Consider the following 18,462-nt stretch of genomic DNA (forward strand, 5'->3'; position numbering starts at 1 on the left):
GCGTCTCAGAGCTGTTTGAGCAAGGCACGCGCCTGCGCGGCCTGGGCAATATCGCCCTTGCCGGCCAGTAAGGTCTCCAGCTCCTTGCGCGCGGCAGCCTTGTCGTTGTTGCGGGCATGCGCTGCGGCGAGGTGGTAGCGAATGTCGGCCGCGCCGGGCTCGGCCTCAATAGCCTGCTTCAGCAGGGGCAGGCCACGCGCAATGTTCCCTTTTTCGACCAGCAGCCAGCCCAGCGTATCTTTCGCGGCTCCGCTCTGCGGCAGTGCTTTCACTGCCTGCTCCGCCGTTTCGATCGCACGGGCGTCGCCCGAAGCCTGGTAAGCCAACGCCAGGTTGTTCAGGATGATGCCGTTGTCGGGCGTTTCCTTCAGCAACCCGTTCAGTGTGTCGATCGCCGCCGGGTATTTCTTCTGCGCCAGGTACAGTTCGCCCAGATAAACGGCAAGTGCGCGGTCTTTTGGGCGCTCTGCACGCCATTGCTGCACGAGCCTGAGCGCCTCTTCTGCATTGCCCGCCTGCCGGTGGGCGTTTGCCAGCTTGATCCGTAACGGTGAGGAACCATTGTCCTGCTGCAGGGCCCGCTGATAGACGGGGATCGCCAGTTCCGGTTTGCGCTGTGCTTCACGAATTTCCGCTTCCACGATCAATCCGGGGATCCGGTTGGCGGGGCGCGACTGCACTTCGCGGGCAAACATGACCGCCTGGTCGAAGTTGCCGCGGCGCGTTTCCAGGGCGGCCCGGGCCAGTACGATCGCGACATCGTCCGGGCGCTCCGCCTGGGCTTTTCGAAGAACATCGGCCGCCAGGCCTGGTTCGCCAAGCGATTCGTATGCCGCCGTCAGCCGGGCGACCATGCCGGTAGTGCGCGGCTGGATGGCCGCCAGCCGGCTGTACGCTTCCAGTGCCGCTGCCGTGTTGCCGTTTGCCGCCTGGGCGCGGCCGACCATGTCGATCACATTGGGGTTATCGGCATCTTCGACCTGCATGGCAAGGATCAGCGTGAGCGCCTTGCGGTTCTCACCCACTGCGAGGTATTGATGCGTCAACCGCAAGGCAGGGCCCGTCAGTTTAGGGTGCGCCGCATGGGCTTTTTCAAGCCATTGGGTGGCCTCGGCCGGCTTGTTCTCGGCGAGCGCCAGGTCGGCAAGGGCCCCCATCGCTTCCGCACTCGCCGCATGCTTGTCGAGGAATGCCTGGTAACGCTGCCGCGCCGCGTCGCGCTTGCCGGCCGCGATATCCATGCGTGCCAGATTGCTGACGGCGGTGAAGTACGACGGTTGCAGTTGCAACGACTTCTCGAAGGCAGCGCGTGCGGCGGCAGCGTCGCCCTTGCCGCGATGCGCACCGCCGAGCAGGTTGTACAACAGGGCGCTGTCGGGCGCGCGCTGCACCATCTGATTCAACACCGCGAGTGCCGCGTCATACTGCTTCAATTGCAGCTGTGTCATGCCCAGCACGATGCCAGTGTCGATCGCCCTTGGCGGGCTCAGCTCGAGGCCCTTGCGCATCGCAGCAAGGGCGCCGTTGGCGTCGCCCATGCTCATTTTTGCCAGGCCGAGCCCCACATGCGACTGGGGCGCCGCAGGTGAAAGATCGATGGCGCGCTGGTAGGTCGCGGCAGCCTTTTCGTACTGCTTCAGGTTCAGGTAGGCACGGGCACCGATCGTGACGAGGGCGGGATCGCTTGATTTGTCGAGTGCCGTGTTCACCTGCGCCAGTGCCTCGCGAGGACGATTCAAGCCGAGATAGACCGAAGCGAGCATCTTGCGCGCATACAGGTTTCCGGTATCTGTCTCGATATATTTCTTGAGGTGCTGCTCTGCCTGTGTCAGCGAACCGAGGGCGAACTGTGTCGCGCCCGCCAGCAGTTGGCTGGGAAGGTGTTCCGGCGCAGACTTGAGAACGATCTGGATGCTGTCCAGCGCTTGTTTGTATTTGCCCTCTGCGAACTCGAGCTGCGCCTGCGCGTGATATGCCAGCAGATTTTGCGGTGCCAGTTTCTTCACTGTCGCGATGTTGACGCGGGCGGCATCGTACTTTCCTTCGCCGATGTCCAGGTAGGCCTTCTGTAGATGGGCGGCTGCGGAACCTGCGTTGACTTGCAGTGCCTTGTCATACAGGACACGGGCCGTGTCGAGTTTGCCCATTGCCTTGTCGAGATCGGCGCGGAACATCAATGCATCGACGTCGTTCGGATTGTGCGAGACGGCACTGTCCGCCAAGCGCACCGCGCCGTCGATGTCGTTTTTCATCAGTGCGTGCCGCGCCAGGCCGTTGAGGGCATCGCTGTTGTTCGGTTCAATCGCCAGGGCGCTATCGAAGGCCTGACGGGACTCGTCCATTTTTTTCAGGGCGAGGAGCGCTTCGCCACGCAGGCTCAGCAGAGTGGCGTCGCGTGGCGCCGACGCCGTTTGATCGAGCACCGCCTGGGGTTTGCTCTGCAGCAGCAGGGATTTTGCAAGCAGGGGCAACACTTCGGTGCGGCTGCTGCCGAGCTCCAAAGCCCGCTGTAACTCCTTTTCGGCAGAAACATTCTCGCCAGTCTTCAAGTACAGGCGGCCCAGCGCCAGCCGCGCCGCGGCGTCGTCCGGTTTGATCTGCAGGGCATTCTTGAGCTGGATTACCGCTGCCTTGCTGTCACCCTTGCTTTCGTACTGCCTTGCTTGGGCGATCAACTGTTCGGGAGACTCATCCTTCGAACAGCCTGCAAGTGCGGAGAGAAGGACAACGAGAGCCGTCGCCATTTGCTTTTTGTTCAGTCTGCGATGCATAGATCATCCTGTGGGATTGCACTGTCGAGCGCTATCTTTCTGGGCGCCAGCACCGAAGATCATATACTGCGGAAAGTCAAAAGTGTTAATAAAATTAAATTATATTACGGGCAACTTTCGGCGCGATTGTGGCCATGGCAGGCGGCTAACTGAGGGAAACCTGTTGCGGAGACTATGCCGCCTGCGCAGTTGTTCGGTAAAGCAAGTGGAATGTTTTCTTCCGGGAATTATGTTGATGTTTCAACGCAACGCTTTCACCTTTTTCCTGACAGTTCGACAATTTGCCGACATTCCTAGTTGTCAATAAGGTTATGCTTTCCGGCATTGCGAATTTACATGTCTGGTCCGTTTTGTAGCCAAGAGCTTGCGTTAGCGCTGAGGATGGTCGAGCTATCAGTGTAAAATTTAGTCGTATCATTTCTGCAATTTCTAGTAGACAATGACCGCTATCGATTGCGGCTGACCGCTGGGTTCATGCGCGCCAACTGAGAATTCTTGTTATCAATATTGTATTAGTTAAATTTTTGATATACAGTTGGCATAAACACAAATCGTAATTCTCGAACGGAACCCGATATGGAAAACGATCAAGTCGTTGCAGTAGTGGGGCTGGGCTATGTGGGTTTGCCCTTGGCAGTAGAGTTCGGCAAAAAGCGTACGACGATCGGCTTTGACCTTTCGGAAGCGAAGATCGAGAATTACAAGCGTTTCGTCGATCCTACCGGCGAGGTCTCGACGGGCGATCTGATGGCTGCCCGCTACCTGACGGTTACCACCGATCCCGCGGCACTGGCGCAAGCCGACTATATCGTGGTTGCCGTGCCAACTCCGGTGGACAGCGCGCACAATCCCGATTTCGGCCCCCTGATCGGTGCTTCCACCAGTGTCGGCAAGCACATGAAACGCGGTGCGATCGTCGTCTACGAATCCACCGTCTACCCTGGCGCGAGCGAGGAAGTGTGCATTCCGATCCTCGAGAAGCAGTCCGGCCTGAAATGGAAAGAAGACTTCCATATCGGTTTTTCGCCGGAGCGAATCAATCCGGGAGACAAGCAGCATACGCTGACCACCATTTTGAAGGTGGTTTCCGGCGACGACGCGGCGACCCTGGAATCCGTCGCGCAACTGTATGAGTCGATCATCGCCGCCGGCGTCTATCGCGCTTCGAGCGTGAAGGTGGCCGAAGCAGCGAAAGTCATCGAGAACACGCAGCGCGACCTGAACATCGCACTGATGAACGAGCTGGCGATCATTTTCGACAGGATCGGCATCGATACGCTCGAAGTGCTGCAAGCCGCCGGTACGAAGTGGAATTTCCTGCCGTTCCGTCCAGGCCTGGTAGGCGGACACTGCATCGGCGTCGATCCTTACTACCTGACGCACAAGGCCGAAATGATCGGCTATCACCCGCAAGTCATCCTGGCCGGCCGCCGCATCAATGATGGCATGGCCAAGTTCGTGGCGGAGAAAACGGTCAAGGAACTGATCGCCACCGGCTGCCACGTGAAAGGCGCGAAGGTCAACGTGCTGGGATTGACGTTCAAGGAAAACTGCCCGGACCTGCGTAACTCGAAGGTGGCGGACGTGGTAGCGGAACTGCAATCGTATGGGCTGGACGTGCACGTGTATGACCCGGTTGCCGACGCTGGCGAAGCGATGCACGAATACGGCATCAAGCTGGAAAGCTGGGAGTCGCTGCCCCGCGCGAACGCCCTGGTGGCCGCGGTATCGCATCAGGAATTGCTGGCGCTGTCGCTGAACGACCTGGCATCGAAGCTGGATGATGGCGGCTGCTTCATCGACGTCAAGTCGCAGTTCCCTCTGTCGGGCCTGCGTGAGGCGGGTTACACCGTCTGGCGCCTGTAGAAGCCGGAACAATAGGGTATGCGTGCCGTGAGCAAGTTCGACAACGTGGCGGAACACCTTCGCGGCCGGCAATACCGCTGGCTCGTGACGGGTGTTGCCGGTTTTATTGGCTCCAACCTGGCCGAGGCGTTGCTGAAACTTGGCCAGCACGTGACGGGCCTGGACAATTTCTCCACCGGCCACCAGCACAACCTCGACCAGGTGCGCGAGGCCGTTGGCGAGCAGCACTGGACTGCTTTCCACTTCATCGAAGGCGACATTCGCCATGCCGAAACCTGCGCTCGTGCCTGCGAGGGCATTGACTTCGTGCTGCACGAAGCAGCGCTTGGTTCCGTCACCCGCTCGCTCGAGGATCCACTGCGCACGCACGATGTGAACGTGACCGGCTTCGTCAACATGATGGTGGCCGCGCGCGACGCCAAAGTGAAGCGATTCGTGTATGCCGCCTCCAGTTCCACCTATGGCGATCACCCCGGCCTGCCGAAGATGGAAGACCTGATCGGCAAGCCATTGTCGCCATACGCCGTGACGAAGTACGTCAACGAACTGTATGCCGATGTGTTCGCACGCTGCTACGGTATCGAGGCGATCGGCCTGCGCTACTTCAACGTGTTCGGGCCGCGACAGGACCCGCAGGGTGCATATGCCGCCGTGATCCCGCAATGGGTGGCAGCGATGATCGACAACCGGCCGGTATTCATCAACGGCGATGGCGAAACCAGCCGCGACTTCTGCTTTATCGATAACGTGGTGCAGGCCAATTTGCTGGCTGCGCTGGCGACCGAGCCGCATGCAATAAACACCGTCTACAACGTTGCGCTGAATGAGCGCACGAGCCTCAACCAGTTATATCACATGATGCGCGAGCTGCTGCAGGAGCGTTTCCCGCACCTGCAGGGCGCACAAGCACAGTACAAGAACTTCAGGGCCGGCGACGTGCGCCATTCGCAGGCCGACATTACCCGGGCGCGTGAATCACTGGGCTATGCGCCGACGCATGACATCGCCGCCGGGCTCAGGGAAGCAATGGATTGGTACGTGCAGCACCTGGCTAGTGCCAGCTGAAAAGTGGTTCCACGAGCCGCGGTCGACGGTACGGGAATAAGAACTAGGTGTACGCCCTGGGGGGTAAAAATGTTGAGAATCTCCAACCACTACGTGTCCAAGGTAGTGTTCAGCCTGTTGTTCCTGGAAGTCCTGATCCTCATCGGTTCGTTCTATGCGGGTGCCGGTCTACGGATATTCGACGGTGACGAATTCGTGCTGCCGAAGCTCGATCATTTCTTCATGTCTGCCTGCGTGTTCGCGGCTGCGATCGTGTTCTCGATGAGCGCGCTGGGCATGTACCAGGTCAAGGTCAGCGAAGGCCTGCGCAACCCGTTCTTCCTGCAACTGATGCCTTCGTTCGCGATGGGCTTCTGCATTCTCACGCTGGTGTTTTACCTGGCGCCGGATTTGTACTTCGGCCGCGGCATCCTGATCCTGGTGTTCTGTATTTCCGGTACCGGCATCGTGCTGGCGCGCATGGTGTTCCTGAAAAGCTCCGAACTGTCGATCCTCGAGTCGCGCATCATCTTCGTCGGTTGCGGTCAACTGGCCAAGGAGTGCGGCGAACTGGTCACGCGAAGCGGCAGTTATCACAAGTACCACGTGGCCGGTTATGTGGCGGTTCCCGGCGAGGACATCACGGTATCGCGCGACCGCCTGCTGCCATTGGAGCCTGGTAAGTCCCTGGTACAGCTGGCACGGCAAAATCGCGTCAGCGAGATCGTTGTATCCGTGCAGAACCGGCGCGGCGGCACGTTCCCGATCAAGGAGCTGCTCGACTGCAAGCTGTACGGCATCAGCGTCACCGATTCAACCACATTCTTCGAACGTGAAACGTGCCAGATCCGCGTGGATTCGGTACAGCCGAGCTGGCTGGTATTTGGCGGCGGCTTCGACCAGAGCTGGGTGCGCACGTTCATGAAACGCAGTTTCGACGTTGCCGCCAGCCTGCTGTTGCTCGTCGTGTCGTTGCCGGTGATGCTGCTGACGGCGCTGGCGATCTACATCGAGGATCGCGCACCGATTTTTTACTCCCAGGAGCGGGTCGGCAAGAACGGCAACGTGTTCCGCGTGCTAAAGTTTCGCAGCATGTTCACCAACGCGGAGCAGGGCGGCAAGCCACAGTGGGCGGCGAAGAACGATCCACGCGTCACCCGGGTCGGCAACATCATTCGCAAGCTGCGGATCGACGAACTGCCGCAGATCCTGAATGTGCTGAAAGGCGAGATGAGCTTTGTCGGCCCCAGGCCGGAGCGGCCGTACTTCGTCGAACAGCTGACCGAGCGCGTGCCGTACTACAACGTGCGACACAGTATCAAGCCAGGCATCACCGGTTGGGCACAGGTGCGCTATGGCTACGGCGATTCGGTCGAGGATGCGGTGCAAAAGCTGCAATATGACCTGTATTACGTCAAGAACAACAGCCTGCTGCTTGATGTGCTGGTGTTGATCGACACCTTCAAGGTCGTCATGTTCAGGGGAGGCCGCTGAGCGGCCCCGGGCTGCGCGGCCGCGCGGAGTTCTGATGCCGGTCAGTACCGCTTCATTCAGCTATGCCAGCGCCGCGCTGGCGTTTGTGCTCTTGTGCGCGCCGCTGTTGACGTGCTGGCGCGGCCGACCGCACACCAGCCTGTTTGCTGTCGCATGCGCCGCGACAGTGTCGTGGAGCGCGGCGATGATTGCCGTCGCCTACGGCGTTGTGCCGGAGGTCACGGCCGAACTGGCCGAACTGCTGCGTGGCGCTACCTGGACAACCGTACTGTTCGCAATGCTCGGGCAGCTGCCCCTGGCTGGCGGAACGCACCGCCGCAGCGGCATGCTGACGTTTGCAATCATCCTGTACTTGCTGCTGCTGGCAGCGACGCTAGTCGAACCGGTCCTGCCTTCCGGGCTGCTGTTCCAGGTAACCGTGATCGGCCGCGTCGGTGCCGCAGTACTGGGCATGCTGCTGATCGAGCAGCTGTATCGCAATGCCGGCACGCAAAGCCGTTGGGCCATCAAGTTCGCCTGCCTGGGGCTGGGCGGTATCTTTGCCTACGACTTTTACATGTACAGCGACATGCTGCTGTTCCGTGAACTGAACCTCGACCTGTGGGCCGCACGTGGCGTGGTCAATGCGCTGACAGCGCCGCTGTTGGCACTGTCGCTGTTGCGCAGCGCTTCCTGGACCGGGCACCTGGCCGTATCGCGCCGGATGCTGTTCCATTCGGCGGCACTGATTGGCTCCGCGATTTATCTGCTTACGATGAGTTCGGCTGCATACTACCTGCGTTTCGTCGGTGGCAGCTGGGGCTCGCTGATGCAGCTGGTATTCCTGTTTGGCGCTTCTGTCCTGCTGGTGGGAATTCTCTTCTCTGGCAGTTTCCGTGCCTGGCTGAAGGTTTCTATCAGCAAGCATTTCTACCGCTACAACTACGATTATCGCGATGAGTGGCTGAGCTTTACGCGCACGCTGTCGGATCCGGGACCAGGCCTTGGCGAGCGGACGATCCAGGCGTTGGCGGCGCTCGTCGAAAGTCCCGGCGGCGCGCTGTGGATCCGGCGCGACGCGCGTTGCGAGCCGGCCGCGCATTGGCATACGGCGCCGTCCGCAGCCAGCGAACCGGCCGATTCCCCATTTTGCCGCTTCATCGAACAAAAACAGTGGGTGGTGGACCTGGATGAACAGATGGCGGACGAGCCGGTGCTGCCGGAATGGCTGCGCAGCTTTCCGCGCGCATGGCTGGTGGTGCCACTGATGTTGCATGGCCGGCTGCTTGGTTTTATCGTACTGCTGCAGCCACGCAGCCCTGTTGCACTGAACTGGGAAGTACTGGACTTGCTGAAGGTGGCCGGTACGCAGGCAGCCAGTTACTTGGCACAGCAGGAGGCCGACAATGCGCTGATGCTGGCGCGCCAGTTCGATTCGTTCAACCGGCTATCGACGTTCGTTGTACATGACCTGAAAAATCTGGTGGCGCAACTGTCGCTGCTGACGGCGAATGCGGAAAAGCATCGCGACAACCCCGAATTCCAGCGCGATATGCAGGATACGGTAAGCTATTCGGTGCAGAAGATGAAACTGATGCTGCAAAAACTGAGCCGAACCGCGACGTCCGAGCATGCGCGGCCGCTGGCCGTGGACCAGGTGCTGGCGGGAGCGGTGGCGCTGAAGGGGGCATTCGAGCCGAGGCCGGTACTGCAGGTGGGCCTGCCCGGCCTGCACGTGCTTGCCGATGCCGAACGCCTGGAACGCGTGCTGGGGCACCTGATCCAGAACGCGATCGAGGCAACACCGCGCGATGGCCGGGTATGGGTGCACGTCGATGGCACCGAGAATGCGGTCACGATCGAAATCGGCGATACGGGACAGGGCATGAACGACGAGTTCATGCGCGAGCGCCTGTTCAAGCCGTTCGACTCGACCAAGTCGGCCGGCATGGGCATTGGTGCCTTTGAAAGCCGGGAATATATTCACGAATTGGGGGGGCAGCTCGATGTGCGCAGCGAGCCCGGGCAAGGCACCACGTTTACGGTGACGCTGCCGCTGTACCGCGCTGACGCGCTTGGCGCCGCCGCTTAAAATTCGATAGCTGAAGCGCCGATCGCTGAAGCGGAGATAAAGCCGGGAGCCCGGCAAGAGGACTGTTGTGACGCAAACCAAACCGAAGCTGTTGATCATCGAGGACGATCCCGGCCTGCAGAAGCAGCTGCGCTGGAGCCTGGACGCCTACGACGTCGTGGTTGCCGGCGATCGCGAAGCCGCGCTGGCCCAGTTGCGCCGCCACGAACCCGCCGTGGTGACGATGGACCTGGGCCTGCCGCCCGATCCGGATGGCGCCACCGAAGGCCTGGCCACCTTGGAACAGATGCTGGCACTGCTGCCGGACACGAAGGTGATTGTCCTCACCGGCAACCAGGACCGCAGTCACGCGGTCAAGGCAATTGCCATGGGCGCCTACGACTTCCACCAGAAACCGTGTGAACCCGATTTGCTTAACCTGGTGATCCAGCGCGCGTTCGTGCTGCACGGGTTGCAACAGGAGCACCACCGGTTGCAGCAGGGGCAGGCTGATTCGCCGCTGTCTGGCGTCATCAGCCGCGATCCTGGCATGCTGAAGGTATGCCGCAATATCGAGAAGGTGGCCCCAAGCTCCGCCACCGTGATGGTGCTGGGTGAAAGCGGCACCGGCAAGGAAGTGCTGGCGCGCGCACTGCACCAGCTTTCGCCGCGCGCCAAGGAGCGCTTCATGGCCATCAACTGCGCGGCGATTCCTGAAACGCTGCTGGAATCGGAGCTGTTCGGCTACGAGAAAGGCGCGTTTACCGGGGCTGTCAAGCAGACCAAGGGCAAGGTGGAGCTGGCCAACGGCGGTACATTCTTCCTCGACGAAGTGGGCGACCTGCCAATGGCGCTGCAAGCGAAGCTGCTGCGCTTCCTGCAGGAACGGGTAATCGAGCGCGTTGGCGGCCATGAGGAAATCCCGGTCGACGTGCGGATCATCTGCGCCACGCACCAGAACCTGAAGACGCTGTCCGCCAGCGGCAAGTTCCGGGAAGACCTGTATTACCGCTTGTCCGAAATCGTGCTGACGATTCCGCCGCTGCGTGACCGGAGCGGCGATGCCGTACTGCTGGCACAGCACTTCAAGAATCGCTTCTGCACGCAGGAAGGTCGGACGGCGTTGCATTTCGCACCTGATGCGATGGCGCAGATCGCCCGCCACCAATGGCCGGGCAATGTGCGCGAGATGGAAAACTGCATCAAGCGCGCGGTGATCATGGCGGACGGCCCCGCGATCACGTCGGACGATCTGGGGCTGGGCCTGGGCCCGGTCGAAGACGAGCCGCTGAACCTGCGCCAAGTGCGCGACGAAGCCGAGTACAAGGCGATCGTCAAGGCACTGGCGCGGGTCGAAGGCAACATCGTCAAGGCTTCCGAGCTGCTCGGTGTCAGCCGCCCGACGCTGTATGACCTGATGGACCGCCACGCGATCCGGCCCACGGTGGTCTCGGCCTGACGGTCGCCAATGGGCTTTCTGCTGTTGTTGTATGCCGCACTGCTGGTCTACGGCAGCTGGTATCCGTTTGCATGGGGAGCCGCGCCTGTTGCGCCGCTCGCGTTCCTGTATACGATGCCCACGTACCTGGATAAGGGCGACGTCATCCAGAACGTGCTGGTTTACATGCCGTTTGGCTTGCTGATGGTAGCCTGGTGCGGCCGGCGCCTGCCATTCGCGGCAGGATTGCTGCTGGCTGCGGTTGCCGGCACCGCGCTCAGCCTGGGCATCGAAATTTGCCAGCAGTACCTGCCGTCGCGGGTGCCGTCACTGGTCGATGTGGCGATGAATTTCGGCGGCAGCGTCATCGGCGGACTGTTCGGGGCGCTGGTCAACCGCCGTACGATGCCGGGCGCCACACTGCTGCGCCTGCGCGACGACTGGTTCCGTCCCGGCCCGCTGGTCAGTACGGGTCTGATCGTCATCGCTCTATGGATGCTGTCGCAAACCACACCGCTGGTGCCATCGCTCGACATCGCCCAGCTACGCAGCAAGCTGGGCTACCTGTACCGCTCGGCGATGGAGCCCTACTGGTTCAGCTGGGGCAAGCTGGCGACGTTATGGTGCTACCAGGTGGCGCTTGGCATCCTGCTGTGTACATTGCTGCATTCCGGCCGGCCTTTCTTGCGGCTGTACCTGATACTGGCGGCGTTGGTCTGCGGCTGGAAAATGCTGGTGGTCGGGCGCGTGCTGTCGCTGGAATTGCTCGCGGCGGTGGCGTTGGCGTTGCCTGCGCTGGCGGTGACGCGCCGCCTGAAGCCGACTGCATCGACCATGGTCGGGGTGGCACTGCTGGCTGCCGGGCTCGCGATCTATGAACTATTGCCCGGCGATGCGGCGGTGCTGCAACCGGCGTTCAACTGGGTGCCGTTCGAAGGCCAGATGAACGATCTTTCCGGCCTCGAAAATATCCTCGAATTCCTGTGGCCACCGATGGCGATGGCTTGCCTGCTGCGGCTGGCGCTGCCGTTCCACCGGCAGGACGCCGGTGCCGTGATCGGCACGGCGGTGCTGGCGCTGGGTATGTTCATGCTGGAGTGGCTGCAGCAATCGCTGCCGGGAAGGTATGGGGACATTACCCAGGTCGCACTGGCCTGCGTCGGCTGGGTCATTCCATGGTGCGTGCGAGGCCGCAACGTGCGCGCAGCAGGGCCGGAAGGGCGTGCCGCGGCCAGGCCGGGGTAAGCCCAGGCGGCGACGATTACTGCAGCGCGGTTTTCGAAGGGGGCTCGGCGGTGGAGTCATCCTGCCCGCCGGCCTCGCCTTCCTTGACCGGCAACGGTTCCACCTTGCCATCCCATTTGCGGGCGCCGACCAGCATATTGCGCAGGCCGTCGAACGGGAAATTGTGCTGGTAGGCGATCTTTGCGTGCTTCACTGCCAGGTCGTACTGCTTGGCGCGAAAGTAGGCGATACCGAGGTTGTAATTGACGGACGGGTTGTCCGGCGCCATGTCATAGGCTTTCTTTAACAAGGGCATGCCGCGTTCCTCCTGCCCGGCGCCGTACAGGTACTTGCCGTACGCGCCCCACGCCAGGCCGTCATCCGGCTTGAAGCGCACGGCCCGCTCGAAATAGCATTCGACCGGATACCTGGCACTGGGCAGCTGGTTGACCTTCATGCGCGCCGACACCATTGCCATCGTCGTCAACGCCTTCACGTGGTTCGGGAATGCACGCAACGTGTAGTCGAGGTCGCCACCGATGGCACCTGTGTTGCCCTTCACGCCCGCAGCCACCTCCTCGGTGTAGTGGGCCATTTCAACCAGGTGCAGTGCATCGGGTGGCGGTTCGCGATAGTCGAACGGCCCCATTGCGTTGGTCAATTCGCCGCAATACGGTTTCGCGCTGGTGGCCGCGGCAGCCAGCAGCAATGCCGCCGGCAAGATGTGTCGCAATGTCGATCCAAAGGTCAGCATGCTTCGCTTCCTTTCACCTGTGCGTTGGGGACGTTGACAGTTACCGCGGTTAACAGGCGGGCCAGTTCCGCCGTGCGGGCGCGGCGGGAGTTCGCGGCCACCGCTTCGTCGGAAGCAAGCGGCGCACTGCCTGCTTCCGCCAGCGCGAGGAAGTGCAGCAGGGCCGCATGGATGCCGGCCTTGTCATCGAGCGGGCCGATTGTGTCGATGCCGGCGTGGCGCAATGCGGCGGCGGTGTCCCCCGTCGTGTCGGTCAATGCAAGCACTGGCCGGCGTGCGCGCAGGTATTCGTACAGCTTGGCCGGGATCTGGTGGTTGCAATTGGTGGCCTGCAATACCAGCAGGCCATCCGCTCCCAGCATCTCGGCCAGCGCGTCGCGGTAGGCGATGTGCGGAGCCAGGCTGACGATGTCGCCGATGCCATATTTTTCGATCAGCGGTATCAGGTAATCGTCATGAGCGGTGGCGCGCAATATCACACGCAGCCGCGCCGATGTCACGGTACCTGCGGCCTTCAGATCCGCCAGCGCTTCGAAAAACGGCACCGGGTCGCGCTCGGACGGGTAGATGATGCCACTATGGATCAGCGTGAATGGCCGGCCTGCTGCGGGCGCAGCCGGCTTTTGCGAGGCGGCGGCGTTGGCGAAGTTCTCCTCGTCATAGCCGTTTTCGATCAGCGCAAAGCGACTGACGGGAATATCGGGAAAACGCTTCGTATAGGTGACGATCGCGCCTGGTGTCGTGCACACGGCCAGCGTGCAGTTGCGCACCGTCTTTTCCTCGATCCAGCGATAGACGCGCCGCGTCAGCGGGTCAGCGGGATAGTCGACATCCGTCATCGGGTCGCGCAGGTCGGCAATCCATGGCAGGCCCGTCAGCTTGTGCAGCACCAGGCCGATCAGCTTCGCGCTGGCGATCGGATAGGTAGTCCAGATTACCTGAGGCCTGTACTTGCGAACCATGCGCAGCCCGGACGGAATCGCGCCAAGGCACCAGGACACCCAGCGGTCGGGCAGCGCCATCCAGCCTACATAGCGGCCACGTACCGACAGATGGCGCGAAGTGTCGAGAGCAAAGGCGCGGTGCACGATCGCTTCCCTAGGGATTTCGGCCAACTGGTCGTCGCCGCTGTTGGCATAGGCGCGCGGACTGGCGGACAACACCAGCGGTTGCCAGCCGTGCTGCGGCAGGTATTGCGAAAACTTCAGCGTGCGCTGAATACCGCTGCTGCCCCGCATCGGCGGATAGTGATAGGCAACCATCAATACGCGGTTCATGCCCGCGCTCCGGTGTCGAGTACCCATGCCGCCGTCCATGCGGCGACCTGGTCGCGCCATTCGCGGCGCGAGAACGTATGATCCGCTGCCGGCAGCGTGCGGCGCTGCACGCGCGGCGCGGCCAGCAGCTTTCGCCACTGGCGCGATGCCTTTACCATGTCCAGGAACTCCTGCGCCGTCAGGTCGGCGCCACTGATGATCAATAGGACCGGCCCCGAAAAGCCCTGCCAGCCAGCCAGCATGCGGGCATGCAGGTTCGGGCTGGCAGGCATGGTCGGGAGCGGAGTGGGCGCTTGCACCGCTGGGGGCGCGGCCGCACCGCCGCGCGATGCGCGAAGCAGGCCGGTGAATGAGCGCAGTGCCTTGCCGAATTCGAACTGGCCGCTGGCGATCTTTCTCCACAGTGCCGGTTGCAGCAGGCGCTCCAGGTAATAGTGCTTCAGCGTGGCGCGCGCCAGGCCATTCGCCGTGCGCGCCCATGGATTAAGCAGTACCAGGCCGGACACCCGGCGGTCATGCTGTGCATAGAACAGTGCCGCGCTGGCCGCATCGCACAGGCCCCAGATCACGACTTCCTGCAAGCCTGGCACGGCAATCATGAAGTGGTCGATCGCGGCACGCAGGTCGGCATCGACATCCTCGAAAGCGCGAGCCTGCCCGCTGCTGTCGCCCATGCCGCGATAATCGAAGCGCATGGCCGGTATGCCCTGGGCGGCCAGGGCGCGCGCCAGCAGCGCGAACTGGCGGTGGCTGCCGGCACGATATTGCGGACCACCGACAACGATCAACACACCACGCCGCGCAGGCGAAGCGGAAGGGCTCAGGATCGCCGTCAGCCATTCACCGGCACATGGGACGACGAGCGCTTGTTCGTCAGGCTGCATGGCACGGCTGCGACAGCGATTGGAGGGTGGCGTCGAGCAGTGCGGGACATTCCTCGATTTCCTGCGTTGCCCAGAAAAGCGGTCCGGCAACGACGCGCGTTGCAATGCTCGCATCTCCAATGCCCAATGCCGCAGTGACGCGTGCTGCGGCAGGCGACAGGGGGCGGCTGCTTTCAGCCGCCATTTCAAACCAGTACACCGGGCAGGCTGGGGGACGGAATTTCTCCGCGTTGCACGCATCGATTGCCAGCGCAAGGGCGGGGGCGAGCGTGTAGCCGGCGATTTCCAGGGGCTGCCCGGCCACCAGACCTTGTTTCAGCGCGGCGGTGCCACCACTACCGCCGCTATTGCTTTCCTTGCCATCCCTGCCATCCGCCAGCATCTGGCTGGCCACTTTCAGGCGAAGGAACTGCATGAGGAACTGACTGCCGTTGGTGACCGGGTGCCACAGCAGCAGGCCCGCCAGCGGACGCACCTGTGCCACATCCAGCGCCAGCAGGGCGCCAAGGCGCAAGCCCCACAGGCCTGCGGCGCAGCCGCTGTGCTGCTCGAGCCAGGCAAGGCCGCGTGCCACATCCTGCTGCCAGATATTCCAGCGCGCATCGCCGAAATCGCCGGCACTGTCGCCACATCCGTACAGGTCCATCTGCAGCACGGCGTAACCGCTTCGTGCCAGGGCGCGCGCCTGCAGCGCGGCCATGCGGCGCGACTTGTTCATTTCCTCGGCAAATGGGTGGAGGTAGAGCCAGGCGCCGCGGCATGCGCCAACGGGCGCGTGGTAGAGACAGAAGCGTGCCGCCGCACCGGTGTCCAGGAAGAACGGTTGCGCCGGCGGCGCGGCGGCAAGGGCATTCATGTCAGGCCGTTTGCTTGTGCTTCACGAAGGCGGCCAGGCTGCCCAGCGTGGCAAAGGTTTCGGCGCTGATCTCGTCGTCGTCCACACTGAAGCCGAATTGCTCTTCCAGTGCGCCGATCAGCTGGACGACCGCCATCGAATCCAGTTCCGGTATGCTGCCCAGCAGGGCGGAATGTTCGTCCAGCGAGCGGCCTGCGGGGCCCAGCGCGAGGACGTCGATGACAATCTGCTTCACTTCGTCGAGATACATGTTTACTCCGTGGTTGAGGTTTGCTGCCGCGTGGCGACCGGCGCAGGGCCGGCGAATTTGCCGCGCAACCTCTGCACCATGGCGTTACGTTCGCCGGCGGCGGCATGCAGCTGGCGAAGTACCGGCCAGCGGTAATGGTTGACATGGTACATGGTCCGGATTTCGTCGGTCCAGCGCGTATGCCATTCCATCACTTTGCCGTAGAACTCCAGCCGCGCGTACTGCTTTTCGTCAAACAGCCGCTGGCAGCATTCCTCCCTCATCAACAACGTTGGCGACAGGCTGGCCGGCACCGATTCGTCGTAGGTTGTTTTCAGCACGATCAGGGCGCCGTCGCCCTCGATGCACAGATCCATTGCAACCAGTTGTGGTGCAAGCCCGGGAGCTTCGAACCAGTAGCGGTACACGGCAGCCTGGCCGCGCCGCGCGAACGCTTCGAGCATCGCCGTGTAAAAACGGCCCTGGTCATTGTCCGGATGGATCGCGGTGCCCAACTGTGCCTTCCAGCCGGCGCTTTCCAGCCGGCCGTAGTCGGCAACGGCGGCGGCCATCTGTTCGGGCAAACGGTCGATCTGCATGCGCGTGACGATGCCATCCTTCTGCAACCGCGAGCGCTGCTTCTTCAGGTTGCTCCGCAAATTCTTCCCGCGCGCATTCCAGTAATCCTCGAAAGCGCCGGCGATCGGTACATGGGCGGTGCGAATGTAATCGAGCGTACTGGTAATCGTGCTGTCGGCCGGGCGGGGTTCCAGTTGCGGATCGCGCTGTTTCAAGCCGACCATCAGTGCCAGGCCGGGGAGCTTGCGCGTCAACGATGGCAGCAGCCGCTCAAGATCGAGGCCGGTGCGGTGCAGCCACAGGCCGATCGGTGCCTGCGATGGCTGCAGCGCTTCCCATACGCCGCGGCCACGCGGCTGGAAGATGCCCATCGCGACCGTGTCGCCATCCATCTCGCACACCGCAAGCTGGCTCCGCGAATCGCCGAATTCGGTAAGAAGCGGCTGCACGAATTCCGGTTCAAGCAGCGGCGAACTGCCGTTGGAGGCATTCAGCCGGCGCCATGCCTGCGTATGGGCGGCAAACGCACTTGCCGGGTACAGGTGCCATTTCATCGTTGGCCTCCTTGTTCGCCTGTGACCGCGCTGCGCACCTGGCCGATCATCCATTCGATTTCATCATCGCGCAGTTCCTGGTGGCAGGGAAACTGCAGCACGCGAAGCGACAGGTTCACGCTGTTTTCGCACACGGTCGCGTCCACCCCCGGCCACAAGTACTCGCCGAACCGGATCACCGGCACCCCGGCGCCCTTCAACTGGCGGAACAGCGCTTGCGGCTCATCGCACAGCAGTGGGAAGACCCATGGATAAACGCCGTCCGGCAAGGTGGCGAACAGTGGGCGGCAGTCTGGCAGTGTCGACAGCGCTTCATACAGCCGCCGGTAGTTACGGCGGCGCAGTTCACCCATCCTGCGGTGCGACACGATCCGCAGCATCGACCGCGAGAACAGCGACGAGCGCTTGGTCAGCCAGGCCGGGTCGAAACCGAAACCGCCGTCGGAAGATCCGGGAGCCAGCGCCGGTGCGGCGCCATGGCGGCGTGCCTTGATCACGCCCCATAGAGCGTTCTTGACGGCCATCGGCAGCGTCATCAGTGCACGCAGCATCGGCAGCCGCCCATACGCGAAGCCGTTTTCGACAGAATTCAGCAGCACCTTGGCTTCGAAGCCCGCTCCGGCGGACTGCAGCGCCACGCCGTCCAGCCGATGGCGCGCCGAGACAAGGCAGCCCCCTTCGTAGACCGGGAAGAACTTCATGCTACTGGCGATCGCGTAATCTCCCCATGAACCCAGTGAACGGCCCGCATGCCGGCCCAGGAACGAGTGAGCACAGTCTTCCAGCAATTGAATGCCGCGCTCGTCGCAAAACGTGCGCAGTGCTGGCAGCGGCTGGTGGAAACCGTAATAGTTGGTTGCCATCACCGCCTTGACGTTACTGGCGGCGGAAGCCTTGAGGGCAAGGTCTTCCAGGTCGACCGTGGTATCGGCGAGAATGCGGTAGAACAGCGGCGTGGCGCCTGCCCAGATGACCGGTTCGATCATGGATGCGCAGTGATACGACGGCACCAGCACCGTGTCGCCAGGGCCTACTCCCATCTGCTTCAGTGCCAGTGCGATCGCCACGCGACCACTGGTCACGAAGCGGACCTCGCCCGCATCGAGAATGGAGGGCGCAGGCGGGCCGCTCATGCGGAGAAACGATGCCAGCGACAATGCGGGCGCGACAGGCAGGCGGGAGCGCGGATAGTCAGCGGGGACGAGCGGGGGCTGTACTGCTGCCGGCCTGAGTTCTACCGGCTTCACATCTGAAATGCTGATCTTTCCCATGGTCGTCTCGATTGCAGCAATTTCCAGGACAAAACTAACGGCGCCTCACATGATACATCAAAAGATTGCCAAAAATTTACGTTAATTGTTGTTTTTGGAACAATGCCAGAGGTATTTTTCCGCCAAGTGTTGCCAAAAAACAGATGTTATTTGATTGTAAAATGTTAATAT

The 18,462-nt window shown here is 62.0% G+C and carries 14 protein-coding genes; 6 read left to right on the plus strand and 8 right to left on the minus strand.

Annotated features, from left to right (window positions below):
* Window positions 1-5 precede the first annotated feature (5 nt).
* Window positions 6-2,771: an XrtA/PEP-CTERM system TPR-repeat protein PrsT gene (gene prsT, locus ACY34H_RS01160; RefSeq protein ID WP_464975643.1), complete on the minus strand. Its 2,766-nt coding sequence runs from the start codon at window positions 2,769-2,771 to the stop codon at window positions 6-8.
* Window positions 2,772-3,347: 576 nt separating this feature from the next.
* On the opposite strand from prsT, the gene ACY34H_RS01165 reads away from it, so the two are divergent.
* From ACY34H_RS01165 to ACY34H_RS01190, 6 genes are all read left to right on the plus strand, one after another.
* Window positions 3,348-4,637: a nucleotide sugar dehydrogenase gene (locus ACY34H_RS01165; protein ID WP_464975644.1), complete on the plus strand. Its 1,290-nt coding sequence runs from the start codon at window positions 3,348-3,350 to the stop codon at window positions 4,635-4,637.
* Window positions 4,638-4,655: 18 nt separating this feature from the next.
* On the plus strand, window positions 4,656-5,702 hold the full coding sequence (locus ACY34H_RS01170) for an SDR family oxidoreductase (protein ID WP_464975645.1): 1,047 nt from the start codon (window positions 4,656-4,658) through the stop codon (window positions 5,700-5,702).
* 69 nt (window positions 5,703-5,771) lie between these two features.
* A complete protein-coding gene (locus tag ACY34H_RS01175) occupies window positions 5,772-7,175 on the plus strand; it encodes a TIGR03013 family XrtA/PEP-CTERM system glycosyltransferase (RefSeq protein ID WP_464975646.1) in 1,404 nt (467 codons plus the stop codon).
* A 34-nt stretch (window positions 7,176-7,209) separates the two neighbouring features.
* Complete coding sequence (gene prsK, locus ACY34H_RS01180; RefSeq protein ID WP_464975647.1) at window positions 7,210-9,246, plus strand: XrtA/PEP-CTERM system histidine kinase PrsK; 2,037 nt, start codon at window positions 7,210-7,212, stop codon at window positions 9,244-9,246.
* Window positions 9,247-9,313: 67 nt separating this feature from the next.
* Window positions 9,314-10,684 carry a PEP-CTERM-box response regulator transcription factor gene (prsR, locus tag ACY34H_RS01185; RefSeq protein ID WP_464975648.1) on the plus strand — a complete coding sequence of 457 codons (1,371 nt, stop codon included), beginning with the start codon at window positions 9,314-9,316 and terminating at the stop codon, window positions 10,682-10,684.
* 9 nt (window positions 10,685-10,693) lie between these two features.
* Complete coding sequence (locus tag ACY34H_RS01190) at window positions 10,694-11,908, plus strand: VanZ family protein (RefSeq protein ID WP_464975649.1); 1,215 nt, start codon at window positions 10,694-10,696, stop codon at window positions 11,906-11,908.
* A gap of 16 nt (window positions 11,909-11,924) precedes the next feature.
* Here ACY34H_RS01190 and ACY34H_RS01195 read toward each other — a convergent pair whose 3' ends face one another.
* The 7 genes from ACY34H_RS01195 to ACY34H_RS01225 are packed head-to-tail and all read right to left on the minus strand — an operon-like array spanning window position 11,925 to window position 18,153.
* A complete protein-coding gene (locus ACY34H_RS01195; RefSeq protein WP_464975650.1) occupies window positions 11,925-12,641 on the minus strand; it encodes a tetratricopeptide repeat protein in 717 nt (238 codons plus the stop codon).
* Window positions 12,635-13,918, minus strand: a complete 1,284-nt coding sequence (locus ACY34H_RS01200; RefSeq protein ID WP_464975651.1) for a glycosyltransferase — start codon at window positions 13,916-13,918, stop codon at window positions 12,635-12,637. The genes ACY34H_RS01195 and ACY34H_RS01200 overlap by 7 nt, the downstream gene beginning before the upstream one ends.
* Complete coding sequence (locus ACY34H_RS01205; protein ID WP_464975652.1) at window positions 13,915-14,802, minus strand: hydrolase 1, exosortase A system-associated; 888 nt, start codon at window positions 14,800-14,802, stop codon at window positions 13,915-13,917. Before ACY34H_RS01205 ends, ACY34H_RS01200 begins: the two co-directional genes overlap by 4 nt.
* The gene (locus ACY34H_RS01210) at window positions 14,792-15,658 is read right to left on the minus strand and encodes a hydrolase 2, exosortase A system-associated (protein ID WP_464975653.1); all 867 of its coding nucleotides are present in this window, start codon (window positions 15,656-15,658) and stop codon (window positions 14,792-14,794) included. The genes ACY34H_RS01205 and ACY34H_RS01210 overlap by 11 nt, the downstream gene beginning before the upstream one ends.
* A 1-nt stretch (window position 15,659) precedes the next feature.
* Window positions 15,660-15,908: an acyl carrier protein gene (locus ACY34H_RS01215; protein WP_464975654.1), complete on the minus strand. Its 249-nt coding sequence runs from the start codon at window positions 15,906-15,908 to the stop codon at window positions 15,660-15,662.
* 2 nt (window positions 15,909-15,910) lie between these two features.
* On the minus strand, window positions 15,911-17,020 hold the full coding sequence (locus tag ACY34H_RS01220; protein ID WP_464975655.1) for a GNAT family N-acetyltransferase: 1,110 nt from the start codon (window positions 17,018-17,020) through the stop codon (window positions 15,911-15,913).
* Window positions 17,017-18,153, minus strand: a complete 1,137-nt coding sequence (locus ACY34H_RS01225) for a DegT/DnrJ/EryC1/StrS family aminotransferase (protein ID WP_464975656.1) — start codon at window positions 18,151-18,153, stop codon at window positions 17,017-17,019. The genes ACY34H_RS01220 and ACY34H_RS01225 overlap by 4 nt, the downstream gene beginning before the upstream one ends.
* Between the last annotated feature and the right edge of the window lie 309 nt (window positions 18,154-18,462).

This window comes from Pseudoduganella sp. jia 9 (assembly GCF_055502615.1).